The sequence below is a fragment of the Yersinia frederiksenii ATCC 33641 genome, assembly GCF_000754805.1.
Classification (GTDB): Bacteria; Pseudomonadota; Gammaproteobacteria; order Enterobacterales; family Enterobacteriaceae; genus Yersinia; species Yersinia frederiksenii.
Window position 1 is genome coordinate 1233081 of the sequence record NZ_KN150731.1, and the last position, 13089, is coordinate 1246169.

Here is a 13089-nt window from a genome sequence, read left to right on the forward strand (position 1 = left end):
TGGAGAAATTCATGAATTTACCGCAGCAACTCGCCCACAGCCAACAGCATCAACAGCTGTTGCAATTGACACATTTCAATCATGAAGCTGTCTGGCTGCTAGGTGAAAAAATAAAGCATCAGGCAGAGCAACAAGGTGTGGCTCTGGCCATCAATATCACTGTGAACGGGCAGACTTTATTTAGCTACGCCATGCCCGGCACCAGCGCTGAAAACAGTGATTGGTTGCGGCGAAAACGTAATGTTGTGGAGTTATTGGGTACCAGTTCCTATGCCGCCGGGTTAATGCTGCAACAGCGGCAGACCTCGCTTGAGGCTCGCTATGGCGTCAGTTCGCGAGACTATGCCGCGCTAGGTGGTGGGTTCCCGCTACAAATTAAACAGGCCGGTATTATTGGCAGCGTTAATGTTTCTGGCGCACCACATTTAGATGACCACAATTTGCTGTTGCAAGTATTGGCAGACTTTATCGGTCTCCCTGCCGGCAGTATTGAACTTTTGACTCCCTTAAGTGAATAAGGAATGGCGATGAACCCGACTCTCACCCGTGTGACGCGGCGTATTATTGCGCGGTCTGCGCCGACTCGTACGGCTTATCTACAGCGAATCAGTGCGGCAAAAGAAAATACGGTTCACCGTTCGCAACTGGCTTGCGGCAATCTGGCCCATGGTTTTGCTGCTTGCCAACCGGATGATAAAGCCGCACTGAAAAATATGGTGCGCAGTGATATTGCCATTATTACTTCCTATAACGATATGCTGTCCGCCCATCAGCCGTATGAACATTATCCACAACAGTTGAAAGACGCGCTGCATCAAGTGGGGGCGGTCGGGCAGGTGGCTGGCGGGGTTCCCGCCATGTGTGATGGGGTGACGCAAGGGCAAGATGGTATGGAGCTGTCACTGATGAGCCGCGATGTGATTGCCCTGTCAGCGGCTATCGGCCTATCACACAATATGTTTGATGGCGCTTTATATCTTGGGGTGTGTGACAAAATCGTGCCAGGGTTACTGATGGCTGCTTTGTCATTCGGCCATTTACCGGCGATTTTCGTTCCCGCCGGGCCGATGAGCAGCGGTTTATCCAATAAAGAGAAGGTGCGGGTGCGCCAACTCTACGCTGAGGGGAAAGTTGACCGGCATGCCCTGCTGGAAGCCGAAGCGGCCTCTTATCACAGTGCCGGGACTTGTACGTTCTACGGCACTGCCAATTCGAATCAGATGGTGATGGAAGTGATGGGTCTACACTTGCCCGGCTCTTCATTTATCCAGCCTAACACGCCACTGCGTGGTGCTTTGACTGCGGCAGCGGCTCGTCAGGTCACTCGCTTGACCCAAATCAGTGGCAACTATCTGCCGGTTGGTCAGTTGGTGGATGAGAAAGTGGTGGTCAATGGCATGGTAGCCCTGCTAGCCACCGGGGGTTCGACGAATCACACCATGCATCTGGTGGCGATGGCACGTGCCGCTGGCATTATTATTGATTGGGATGATTTCTCCGAACTGTCGGAAGTCATTCCTCAGCTATGCCGCATTTACCCCAATGGCCCGGCCGATATTAATTATTTCCAGGCCGCCGGCGGGGTGGCCCTGCTGGTAAGGGAATTGATGCAAGGCGGTTTACTGCATGAAGATGTGCATACCGTGGCGGGGTTTGGCCTGCAACGTTATACCCAAGAGCCCTATGTGGAAAACGGCGAACTGCAATGGCGCAGCGGGCCGGTGCAGTCGTTGGATGACCAAGTGATTGCCAGTTTAGCTCAGCCGTTCTCGCCGCATGGCGGCACCAAAGTATTAAGTGGCAATCTAGGGCGTGCGGTGATGAAAACCTCTGCTGTGCCTCATGACCAGCAGATTATCGAAGGGCCTGCGGTGGTATTTGAAAGTCAGCATGATGTTGGGCCCGCATTTGAATCCGGTGCGTTGGACCGAGACTGTGTGGTAGTGGTGCGTTATCAAGGGCCGCGGGCTATTGGTATGCCGGAGTTGCATAAACTGATGCCGCCATTGGGGGTGTTATTGGATCGTGGTTTTAAGGTGGCATTGGTGACCGATGGTCGTTTATCCGGGGCTTCAGGTAAGGTGCCATCGGCGATCCATGTGACTCCAGAAGCGTATTGCGGCGGTTTATTGGCAAAAGTCCGTAATGGTGATTGGGTGCGGGTGGATGGTGTTAGCGGCGAACTTTCACTGTTGGTGGATGAAGGCGAATTGGCCACTCGCCACCCGAAATTGCCGGATATCTCGGCTTTCCATGTGGGTTCTGGGCGAGAGTTGTTTGGCGCACTGCGGGAGAGATTTACCGGAGCAGAGCAGGGGGCATGTAGTATTTATGATTGATTTGGTTCGAGGGGGGCCGGTTCGGCTGTTAGGACTGCGCGGCTCACTTAACTTACGAACCAATCCCCCTGCCGAATCAATCAAATAGCCAAACCAACCCCCATAACTCCCCATCCTCTTCGCAGATAGACTATCCTTACAGGATGCTCTTTTTTTAATCATGGAGAATGCATATGAACCGAGATAAAGAACAGCAAACCTCACTGGATGACGATCTGACTATGCTGACTGATACGCTGGAAGAGGTATTGCGGGCTTCTGGCGATGCTGCCGATGAAAGCTATCAGCAAATCAAAGCACGGGCGGAGAAAGCATTAAAGGAGGTTCAATACCGTTTGAGTGGCCGCAGTGAATGCTATATCAAACGGGCAAAAGCGCTTGCGTGTTGTACCGATGATTATGTGCGCGAAAAACCTTGGTGCAGTGTGGGAATTGGCGCAACGGTGGGGCTAGTCGTGGGCTTATTACTGGCTCGTCGCTAAGCTATTTCTGCCACCAGCCATGCCCTATAACCCATGAGAAAGGTAGGTGTATTCCTGCCTTTTAACCCTATTAAGAGGTAAGGATGGGGACCGATATCAAATATTAGTGTGATAACGAACAATAACTTTTCAATCTGACTTTTTTTATTATTCATGGCCCGTATAATCCCACTCTTTCTGTTGATTTGCCGAGGTGGTCGTGAAGCAACTTTCTGGTTTGTTGGGCGAATTACGGCAAAAGCTACGTGCCGGTTTCCCTAACCAGGCAGGTATTCGGCAAATTGTTTTGCCCGCGCCGGGGCAAGTGGGGAGTCAATTGCTGGAGTGGCTGGCGGCTCAGTGCCATTTCCCACAATTCTATTGGCATCATCGTGATGGTCATGAAGAGGCCGCCGTCTGTGGTCAGACCCGGCAATTTAATGATGTGCAATCGGCCGATCAGTTTATTCAACAGCACCACGCGGTCAGCGGGCTGCGAGTTTGGGGGCTGAATGCATTTGAACCCGTGAGTATTATTGCGCCCTCAACGGATGACCACTCTGATGGTCAATCTACACAAACCAGCTTCCTGTTTGTGCCCCGCATCGAAATTTTGCGGCGCGGTAATAACACCCATTTGACCCTCAATCTGGTCAGTGATTTTTCCCTGCAGCAAGATGCATTACTCGCTATCACCTTTATTGACCAGCTGGTTGCCGCCAAACCACTTCCTGCACTAGACCAGGTTATTGAACATGCCAGCCAAATACCGGAATATCCGCAATGGAGTAGCCTGATTCAGCAGGCTCTGGGTCGCATTGAGCAACAAAAGATGGAGAAGGTAGTGTTGGCGCGGGCCACTCGTTTAAGGCTGAATAAACCGCTCTCTTGTACGGCTTTTATGGCCGCCAGCCGCCAGGTCAATCATCATTGTTTTCACTATATGCTGCGCTTTGATGCTAAGCGGGCATTTCTCGGCTCTAGTCCGGAGCGCTTATATTTGCGCCAACTTTGCCATCTGGAAACCGAAGCATTGGCGGGTACGGTGTCCAATGACGATGATGCCGCGCAAGCCTGCGAACTGGCTAATTGGCTGATGAATGATGAAAAAAATCAGCGGGAAAATTTACTGGTGGTCGATGATATTTGCCAGCGTTTACACGGCGGAGTGGTGGCGGTGGATGTGATGCCGCCGGAGGTTATCCGCTTGCGCAAAGTGCAGCATTTACGCCGCCGTATTCATGCCGAACTGAATCGGACCAGTGATACTGATTGCTTGCAACGGCTACAACCAACAGCAGCGGTGGCCGGTTTGCCGCGCAATATTGCCCGGCAGTTTATTGCAGAGAACGAACCTTTTTCGCGCGGCTGGTATGCCGGTTCGGCGGGATATCTTTCACAAAAACAGAGTGAATTCAGTGTGACTCTGCGTTCAGCATGGGTGGAGGAGCAATGGCTCCAGTTGTATGCCGGTGCCGGTATCGTCGCGGGTTCTGATGCCGAGCAAGAGTGGCAAGAAATTAATAATAAATCGGCGGGCCTGCGAACATTGCTAGCTCAGCAACAGCAAGATAATAATTCATAAAATGCGGTAATTAACCGCACCAGTTATGTGGGCGGATTGTGGCTCCCCTGCGGCAGGTGTAAACTGTCAAAAAAGGTCACAACTCGGCAAATATAAGCTGCTTATGTTGTATAGATCGGTAAAAATTTAACCATTAATCAGTCACTCCGGAATTTTTCAGAGAACAATTTTGTTCCTCGAGCTGATTATCGGGATCGCAGTGTCTGTTAACTGACTTTTGGGCGAACCATGTCGACAAGCGTTTTTAACCGTCGTTGGGCGGCATTACTACTGGAGGCGTTAACTCGCCACGGTGTACGTCATATTTGTATTGCTCCGGGTTCCCGTTCTACACCGTTAACGTTGGCGGCTGCCGCGAACTCGTCACTGGTTTGCCATACCCATTTTGATGAGCGTGGCTTAGGGCATCTGGCCTTAGGATTGGCGAAAGCCTCCACTGAACCGGTCGCCGTGATTGTCACTTCAGGCACTGCTGCCGCCAATCTCTATCCGGCTTTAATTGAGGCTGGGCTGACGGGGGAGCGTTTGATATTACTGACGGCTGATCGTCCGCCGGAGCTAATTGATTGCGGGGCTAATCAGGCGATTCGCCAACAAGGTCTGTTTGCCAGCCACCCCACTGTCACGCTTAATTTACCACGACCGACGCCGGATATTCCGGCCAGTTGGCTGGTATCGACCCTCGACAGTGCAATGGCGCAGTTACATCATGGTGGTCTACATATTAACTGCCCATTTGCGGAGCCACTCTATGGCGGTGATGACCAACTTTATGCAGATTGGTCTGCCAGCTTGGGTGATTGGTGGCAAGATTGCCACCCGTGGCTACGTCAATCCCGCAATTTACCCCAGATAAAACAAGCTGATTGGTTCTCTTGGCGTCAAAAACGTGGTGTGGTCATTGCCGGTCGTATGAGTGCCGAAGAGGGGGTTCAACTGGCTGAATGGGCACAACTGCTGGGCTGGCCATTGATTGGCGATGTTCTGTCACAAACCGGCCAGCCATTACCTTGTGCTGACCTGTGGCTCGAGCATCCAGGCGCTCAACGTGTTCTGGCACAGGCACAGATAGTCTTGCAGTTTGGTAGTAGCCTGACCGGCAAGCGCCTGTTGCAATGGCAGGAACAGTGCCAGCCGCAGGAGTATTGGCTGGTGGATTCATTACCGGGCCGCCTTGATCCGGCTCATCATCGTGGGCGTAGAATTATTTCGCCAGTGAATGAGTGGCTGGCACAGCACCCGGCACAGCGCCGTACTGCGTGGGCAACCGAACTTATTTTATGGTCAGAAAATGCCCATGCCCATGTGGCACAAGCACTAAACGACCAATTCAGTGAGGCGGCACTGGCACATCAGTTGGCCGAATTATTGCCGGATAATGGCCAGCTTTTTGTTGGTAACAGTTTGATTGTTCGCTTGATTGATGCTTTAGGTCAATTACCGGCGGGCTATCCGGTTTACAGTAACCGTGGGGCCAGCGGCATTGATGGTTTGTTATCGACCGCCGCTGGTGTTCAACGAGCCACTGCCAAGCCGACGCTGGCGATTGTCGGGGATTTATCGGCTTTATATGACCTTAATGCCCTTACATTACTGCGCCAAAGTTCAGCGCCGACGGTGCTGTTGGTGGTGAACAATAATGGCGGGCAGATTTTCTCTCTGTTACCGACACCAGAAGCTGACCGCCAACGCTTTTACTGCATGCCACAGAATGTAAATTTTGAGCATGCAGCTGCCATGTTTGGCTTAGGTTATGCTCGGCCAGAAAGTATGTTGATGCTACAACAGCAGATAGAACAATGCTGGCTACACGGCGGTGTGACGCTGATTGAAGTGGTGGTGCCACCAAGCCAAGGGGCGCAAACGCTGCAACAACTGGTTCAACAGGTGGCCCAACTATGACTCTGGCTTGCCGTAAACTCGATCCGTATCCGCAATCTTCTACGCGGCAACATACCGGGCCATGGTTGGTCTGGCTGCATGGTTTATTGGGTAGCGGTCAGGATTGGCTGCCAGTGGCTGAATTGTGTGGCAATTATCCCTCACTGCTTGTTGACCTGCCGGGCCACGGTCAGTCTGCCGCTCTGACCACCAGCGGCTTTGCTGATATCAGCCGCCAGTTAGCACAAACATTGCAGGCTAACGGCATTCGCGAGTATTGGCTGGCAGGCTACTCTTTAGGCGGCAGAATCGCGATGTATCATGCCTGCTATGGTAGCCATCGTGGTATGCAGGGGCTATTGGTTGAAGGGGGAAACCTCGGGCTGGAAAGTGATGAATTACGTGGTCAGCGATTACAGCAAGACCGCCAGTGGGCACAACGTTTTCGTCACGAACCTTTGCCCCAAGTATTGGCAGATTGGTATCAGCAGGATGTGTTTGCTGATTTAGATGCGCAACAGCGGGAACAATTGGTGTTATTGCGCGCCGCTAACCATGGCCCGGCAGTGGCCGATATGCTGGAAGCCACCTCACTTGGGCATCAGCCTTGGCTGTTACCGGCCTTGCAGCGACTCAGCATCCCCTATACTTATCTGTGTGGCGCACGAGATGATAAATTCCAGCGATTGGCGCAGGAATTCAAGTTGCCATTACGTACATTGGCCCGCGCTGGGCACAATGCACATCGGGCAAATCCCGGCGCTTTCGCCGCACAGGTACTTTCATTTTTATCACAGTCTTCATTTTTGCCCCTCCCCCGTTAAAGGAATGCTTACTATGCTTTATCCGAGTGAAGAACAACTGTACGCCGCCATCGAATGGCAGGACTGCTCCGATGGGTTTGAAGATATTCGTTATCACAAATCCAGCGATGGGATTGCCAAAATCACCATTAACCGTCCACATGTGCGTAATGCATTCCGCCCGTTAACCGTGAAAGAGATGATCCAGGCGCTGGCTGATGCTCGCTATGATGACAATATCGGCGTGATCATTCTGACCGGTGAAGGTGAAAAAGCCTTCTGTTCTGGCGGCGACCAGAAAGTCCGTGGCGACTACGGCGGCTATCAAGATAATAGTGGTGTTCATCACCTGAATGTTCTGGATTTCCAGCGCCAGATCCGCACCTGTCCAAAACCTGTTGTTGCCATGGTTGCTGGCTATTCTATTGGTGGCGGCCATGTTTTACATATGATGTGTGACCTTACCGTTGCCGCCGATAACGCTATTTTCGGCCAAACTGGCCCGAAAGTGGGTTCATTCGATGGTGGCTGGGGCGCGGCGTATATGGCGCGTATTGTGGGCCAGAAGAAAGCGCGCGAAATATGGTTCCTGTGCCGCCAATACGATGCTAAACAAGCACTGGATATGGGGCTGGTCAACACTGTGGTGCCGCTGGCTGAATTAGAAAAAGAGACCGTGCGCTGGTGCCGTGAAATGCTACAAAACAGCCCAATGGCGCTGCGTTGCCTCAAAGCGGCATTGAATGCTGACTGCGACGGTCAGGCGGGCCTGCAAGAGTTGGCGGGTAACGCCACTATGCTGTTCTATATGACAGATGAAGGTCAGGAAGGGCGTAATGCATTCAATGAAAAACGCCAGCCGGACTTCAGCAAATTCAAGCGTAATCCATAATGCGCGCGGCTACCCTTTACCGCTATAGCATTCCGATGGAAGCCGGGGTGATCTTGCGTCATCAACGGCTGAAAAGCCGCGATGGATTATTGGTGAAGTTGCAGCAAGGCGAACAAACCGGCTGGGGGGAAATTGCTCCTCTGCCGGAGTTCAGTCAGGAAACCTTGGATCAGGCGCAAACGGCGGCCACCCAGTGGCTACAACACTGGGTAAAGGGGGAGGATCTTTCACTCGACATACTGCCTTCGGTGGCTTTTGGCCTCAGTTGCGCGCAAGCAGAGCTTGAGCAATCCTTGCCAATGACCGCAGATTACCGCAAAGCGCCACTTTGTACTGGCGATCCTGATGAGTTGTTTGCCGTGCTTCAGGCACTGCCCGGTGAGAAAGTTGCCAAGGTGAAAGTCGGTTTGTATGAAGCGGTGCGTGACGGTATGGTCGTCAATGTGTTGCTGGAGGCTTTACCAGACTTAACACTGCGGCTGGATGCTAATCGCAGTTGGACCAGAGCGAAAGCCGATGGGTTTGCCAAATATGTGAACCCTGAACTGCGTTCGCGCATTGCCTTTCTGGAAGAACCGTGCAAAACCCGTGCTGAATCGCGCGAATTTGCCCGTGACACCGGGATTGCTATTGCCTGGGATGAAAGTGTTCGCGAGGCTGATTTTCAGGTGGAAGCCGAGCCTGGTGTTGCCGCGATTGTTATCAAACCGAGCTTAGTGGGCAGTATCGCACGCTGCCAACAACTGGTGCAGCAAGCGCATCAGGCAGGCTTGGTGGCAGTTATCAGCTCCAGTATAGAGTCGAGCCTGGGGTTGACTCAGTTGGCGCGGTTGGCGAACTGGCTGACGCCAGCAACTATTCCGGGGTTGGATACACTGGATTTGATGCAAGCGCAGTTAATACGCCAATGGCCTGAGAGCCGTTTGCCGTTAGTGACCGTGGACCAACTGGATGTGTTATGGCACAGCTAAACGACTGGCCCTGGCAATATTGGGCCAATCAACGGCCTCAGGCTGTGGCGCTACGTGTGGGGTCACAACTGATCAGTTGGCAACACTTCGCGACTGATATTGATAATCTGGCCTCTGCTTTTCAGCAGCAAGGTGTGGCGCCCGGCAGCGCTATCGTGTTGCGGGGTAAAAATAGCTATTCATTGCTGCTGGCCTATCTGGCTGGGTTGCGGTGTGCGGCGCGCGTTTTACCCCTGAATCCTCAATTGCCAGAGGCGTTGTTAGCATCACTGCTGCCACAGCTTGATATTGATTTTATGCTGAATCTGGCTGATCCACTGCCTGCGCCATTAACCTTTCTTCCACTGCACCTCAGTACCGAGAATTGTGCGCCAAAGGCGGTGCCATGGGATAGCCAACGGCTAGCGACCATGACATTAACCTCTGGCTCCTCGGGTTTACCCAAGGCGGCGGTACATACTCTTGCGGCCCATCAGGCCAGTGCTGCGGGGGTATTGCAGCTCATGAATTTCACGGCAACTGACAGTTGGTTGCTCTCGTTACCGTTATTTCATGTTTCGGGGCAGGGAATTGTCTGGCGCTGGTTAAGTGTTGGGGCCAGGTTGGTGGTGCAAACTGGCATGAGCCTCTCTGAGGCATTAGTCGGATGTAGCCATGCATCACTAGTGCCAACCCAACTCTGGCGTCTGTTAGAGGGGGGCGACAGCAAGCTCAGCTTGAAAGAGGTGCTGCTAGGGGGGGCGAGTATCCCAACTGAACTGACCGAGCAAGCCGAAGCTCGTGGTATCCGTTGTTGGTGTGGCTATGGTTTGACTGAAGCCGCCTCGACAGTTTGTGCCAAGCGGGCTGACGGTTTACCCGGTGTCGGTGTCGCCCTTGCAGGTCGGCAAGTGAAGTTGGTCGAGGAGGAAGTCTGGGTCAAAGCCGATTGCCTGGCTGCCGGTTATTGGCGACACGGCCAGCTACAACCACTGACCGATAGTGATGGCTGGTTCCACACCCGTGATCGCGGTATATGGCAACAAGACGAACTGCGGATCCTTGGGCGGTTGGATAATGTATTTTTCAGTGGCGGTGAGGGGATACAGCCAGAGGATATCGAGCGGGTTTTACTGCAATATCCCGGCATACAGCAAGCTTTTATACTGCCGGTCCCCGACCCTGAATTCGGTCATCGCCCGGTAGCCGTTATTGATAGCAACCTGGCAGTGGATGAAATGGCACTAGCAGATTGGCTTAGGCCACAATTAGCGGTATTCCAGCGCCCGGTGGCTTTTTATCGCTTACCTGACGAGCTAAAAAACGGCGGAATTAAGGTTTCGCGGCGATTGGTGGCTGAGTATGTGAGTCGTTTGATCTGAGTCGCTAGAAGTTAGAGTCTGCATGTGGACAAAAGTTAATGATTTGTCTATCATGAGACTCAGTGACCCATCAGATGATCAGGAGAAAATCACATGACGAAGTCTCTTAACCCAGCGGCAAAAGCGGGTAGTCATCGTGACCTGATCGCTGTCAGGGCTGCTATGAACATCATGGATAAATGGGAATGTTCTGCCGAGCAACAACAAAACATCCTGCAACTCTCCAAGGCGACTTTCTACAAGTACCGCAGCAAGGCGACTAAAACCGCCTCCCTAAGTCATGACCAATTGACCAGAATCAGTTACCTGCTGAATATTCACTCTGCTCTGCGCGTTGTATTCAGTAATCCCGAAAATGTCTATGGTTTCATGACTATGAGCAACAACAACCCATTCTTTAATGGCATGACCCCATTATCACTCATTGAGAATGGTGAGTTTGGTCATCTTCATGAGGTGGCCAAGCGCATCGACGTGCTTCGTGGGGGGCTGGTTGGATGATTTATCCTGAAATCGCCAGGACGGCGGTAGTTCCCATCAAAGGTTATCGTCTGATTCACACCAAGTATCCCCCAATATCCATTTTTGCAGATGTTGCCAACCCAGAAGAGTTCGATATTCTATTTGAAATTCAAGAGATAACGAATCCTCGCTTATCAAGCGAAGTGGGTAATCTCAATCTACTTTCTCGTGAAGAATGGGTACTTGGGATACCCGGTGCACACTATGCTATGGCCGCTTTTACTCATGTTAATCCTGATGGGAGCCGTTTTTCGAACGGTGACTATGGGGTTTACTACATTGGGGACAGCAAAGATACGGCGATCGCAGAGGTGCGGTATCACTGCGAACGTTACTGGCAGAATGTGCCGGAGCTAAAATTTGAGTGCTTTGAGTACCGCTGTCTTGCGACTGAACTTGGTGGCGCGGTTTTCGTGGACGTGACCAGCCTGCCGGACGAACATGATTATTATCATCCGACCAACTACCGTGAAGCTCAAGTATTTGGTGCTGGTTTGCGCAGCGCCCGCGAGACCGGGGTTACATATCGATCAGTCCGTCATTCTGGTGGCGTCTGCTGGGGGCTTTTCACGCCAAAGATGATAACCAGCATTATTCCGTCCTCTCTGCATCAGATAATCTGGGACAAGGGCATTGTTTCTGTCAGTCAGGTGACCTAAAGAAGAATTTCACCTACTGCTCAGTCGTCAATACTGGGATGTAGGGGATAATGGTCAAGGGTATGCGCTCACACACCCTTGACTGGTTGAGATGCTGGAGGTCAGTTGAGCATAAATCCCACATCAACCGAACCTACCAACTCGCAAATATAAACGTCTTAATTTAATCCCAGCGCCTTCTTCACACCATTCCCGTAATCAGGATGAACCTGGGTAAACAGGGCGACCTGACGACGTTGGATCTCTTCAGGTACTTGCGACAACTCACCGGCAATGCGGGCAAACATCCGCTGATGCTCTTCTTCACTAAGTAGGTTGAATAGCGCCCGTGGTTGTGAGAAATAATCTCCATCTTCGCGGTGATTCCAGTGGTCAGCAGCCCCTTCCAGGGTTAGTGGTGGCTCGCTGAAATCAGGTTGTTCCTGGAACAAACCAAAGCTGTTTGGTTCGTAAGTCGCGGTATTGCCACTGTTACCATCAACACGCATTGCACCGTCGCGATGATAGTTGTGGAATGGACATTTGGCACTGTTTACTGGGATCTGATGATGATTAACCCCTAAACGATAACGTGCAGCATCGCCATAGGAGAAAAGACGGCCTTGCAGCATCCGGTCAGGGGAGAAACTGACCCCTGGAACGACGTTGGCCGGGTTGAATGCAGCTTGCTCAACTTCGGCGAAGTAGTTTTCTGGGTTACGGTTCAACTCAAAGTAACCCACATCGATTAATGGATAATCGCCGTGCGGCCACACTTTGGTCAGGTCAAACGGATTATAAGGTGTTTGTGATGCTTCGTGCTCTGGCATCACCTGAATCTGTAGATTCCAACGCGGGAAGTCACCGTGTTCGATAGCTTCGTACAAGTCACGCTGGGAGCTTTCTCTGTCTGTGCCAACCAGTTTTTCAGCCTCGTCATCCATAAGATTTTCAATGCCTTGCTGGCATCGGAAATGGAATTTAACCCAGAATCGCTCATTATTGGCATTGATAAAACTGAAAGTATGGCTGCCGAACCCGTGCATGTGGCGATAAGATTTTGGCAGGCCACGGTCACTGAAGTCGATGGTGAGCTGGTGTAGCGATTCGGGTAACTGGGAGAAGAAATCCCACTTATAAATGGGGTTACGCAGGTTGGTTCGTGGGTCGCGTTTTACTACGTGGTTTAAGTCGGGGAACTTCAGCGGGTCACGTAAATAGAACACTGGCGTGTCATTACCGACTAAATCCCAGTTGCCTTCCTCGGTGTAATATTTCATGGCGAAACCACGGATATCACGTTCAGCATCCGCAGCACCACGTTCACCAGCGACGGTCGAGAAGCGAACAAACATGTCGGTTTGCTTACCGATCTCGGAGAAAATTTTTGCTCGCGTGTATTGGGTAATATCATGAGTCACGGTAAACGTACCGTAAGCACCAGAACCTTTAGCATGCATGCGGCGCTCAGGGATAACTTCGCGATCGAAATGGGCGAGTTTTTCCAGGAACCACACGTCTTGCAATAACATCGGGCCACGTCGGCCAGCAGTGACAACATTATTATTATCAACAACGGGAGCACCAGCTGCGGTCGTCAATCCTTTCTTTTTGCTCATCATTTTCTCCAGTATAG

12 protein-coding genes are annotated in these 13089 nt (G+C 51.8%); 11 read left to right on the plus strand and 1 reads right to left on the minus strand.

Annotation, left to right across the window (positions count from 1 at the left end; translation table 11 throughout):
• Positions 1-11: 11 nt before the first annotated feature.
• The 11 genes from DJ58_RS16155 (at position 12) to DJ58_RS16105 (ending at position 11474) form a co-directional block, all read left to right on the plus strand.
• The gene (locus DJ58_RS16155) at positions 12-518 is read left to right on the plus strand and encodes a heme-degrading domain-containing protein (RefSeq protein ID WP_004708741.1); all 507 of its coding nucleotides are present in this window, start codon (positions 12-14) and stop codon (positions 516-518) included.
• A gap of 9 nt (positions 519-527) precedes the next feature.
• The gene (gene edd, locus DJ58_RS16150) at positions 528-2339 is read left to right on the plus strand and encodes a phosphogluconate dehydratase (protein ID WP_032910959.1); all 1812 of its coding nucleotides are present in this window, start codon (positions 528-530) and stop codon (positions 2337-2339) included.
• A 173-nt stretch (positions 2340-2512) separates the two neighbouring features.
• Positions 2513-2821 carry an ElaB/YgaM/YqjD family protein gene (locus DJ58_RS16145; protein WP_032910957.1) on the plus strand — a complete coding sequence of 103 codons (309 nt, stop codon included), beginning with the start codon at positions 2513-2515 and terminating at the stop codon, positions 2819-2821.
• Positions 2822-3020: 199 nt separating this feature from the next.
• A complete protein-coding gene (gene menF, locus DJ58_RS16140; protein ID WP_032910956.1) occupies positions 3021-4385 on the plus strand; it encodes an isochorismate synthase MenF in 1365 nt (454 codons plus the stop codon).
• Positions 4386-4613: 228 nt separating this feature from the next.
• Positions 4614-6287 carry a 2-succinyl-5-enolpyruvyl-6-hydroxy-3-cyclohexene-1-carboxylic-acid synthase gene (gene menD / locus DJ58_RS16135; protein WP_004708732.1) on the plus strand — a complete coding sequence of 558 codons (1674 nt, stop codon included), beginning with the start codon at positions 4614-4616 and terminating at the stop codon, positions 6285-6287.
• A complete protein-coding gene (menH, locus tag DJ58_RS16130; protein ID WP_032910954.1) occupies positions 6284-7090 on the plus strand; it encodes a 2-succinyl-6-hydroxy-2,4-cyclohexadiene-1-carboxylate synthase in 807 nt (268 codons plus the stop codon). Before menD ends, menH begins: the two co-directional genes overlap by 4 nt.
• Positions 7091-7103: 13 nt before the next feature.
• On the plus strand, positions 7104-7961 hold the full coding sequence (gene menB / locus DJ58_RS16125; RefSeq protein WP_032910952.1) for a 1,4-dihydroxy-2-naphthoyl-CoA synthase: 858 nt from the start codon (positions 7104-7106) through the stop codon (positions 7959-7961).
• The gene (gene menC, locus DJ58_RS16120; RefSeq protein WP_004708729.1) at positions 7961-8932 is read left to right on the plus strand and encodes an o-succinylbenzoate synthase; all 972 of its coding nucleotides are present in this window, start codon (positions 7961-7963) and stop codon (positions 8930-8932) included. The genes menB and menC overlap by 1 nt, the downstream gene beginning before the upstream one ends.
• Positions 8920-10293: an o-succinylbenzoate--CoA ligase gene (gene menE, locus DJ58_RS16115; protein ID WP_032910950.1), complete on the plus strand. Its 1374-nt coding sequence runs from the start codon at positions 8920-8922 to the stop codon at positions 10291-10293. The genes menC and menE overlap by 13 nt, the downstream gene beginning before the upstream one ends.
• Positions 10294-10386: 93 nt before the next feature.
• A complete protein-coding gene (locus tag DJ58_RS16110; protein WP_032910948.1) occupies positions 10387-10794 on the plus strand; it encodes an MbcA/ParS/Xre antitoxin family protein in 408 nt (135 codons plus the stop codon).
• Positions 10791-11474 carry an RES family NAD+ phosphorylase gene (locus DJ58_RS16105; protein WP_004708725.1) on the plus strand — a complete coding sequence of 228 codons (684 nt, stop codon included), beginning with the start codon at positions 10791-10793 and terminating at the stop codon, positions 11472-11474. Before DJ58_RS16110 ends, DJ58_RS16105 begins: the two co-directional genes overlap by 4 nt.
• A gap of 158 nt (positions 11475-11632) precedes the next feature.
• On the opposite strand, the gene DJ58_RS16100 is transcribed toward DJ58_RS16105, so the two are convergent.
• Positions 11633-13072 (minus strand): catalase, encoded by a 1440-nt coding sequence (locus DJ58_RS16100; RefSeq protein WP_172460464.1) that lies wholly within the window; start codon positions 13070-13072, stop codon positions 11633-11635.
• Positions 13073-13089: the final 17 nt, after the last annotated feature.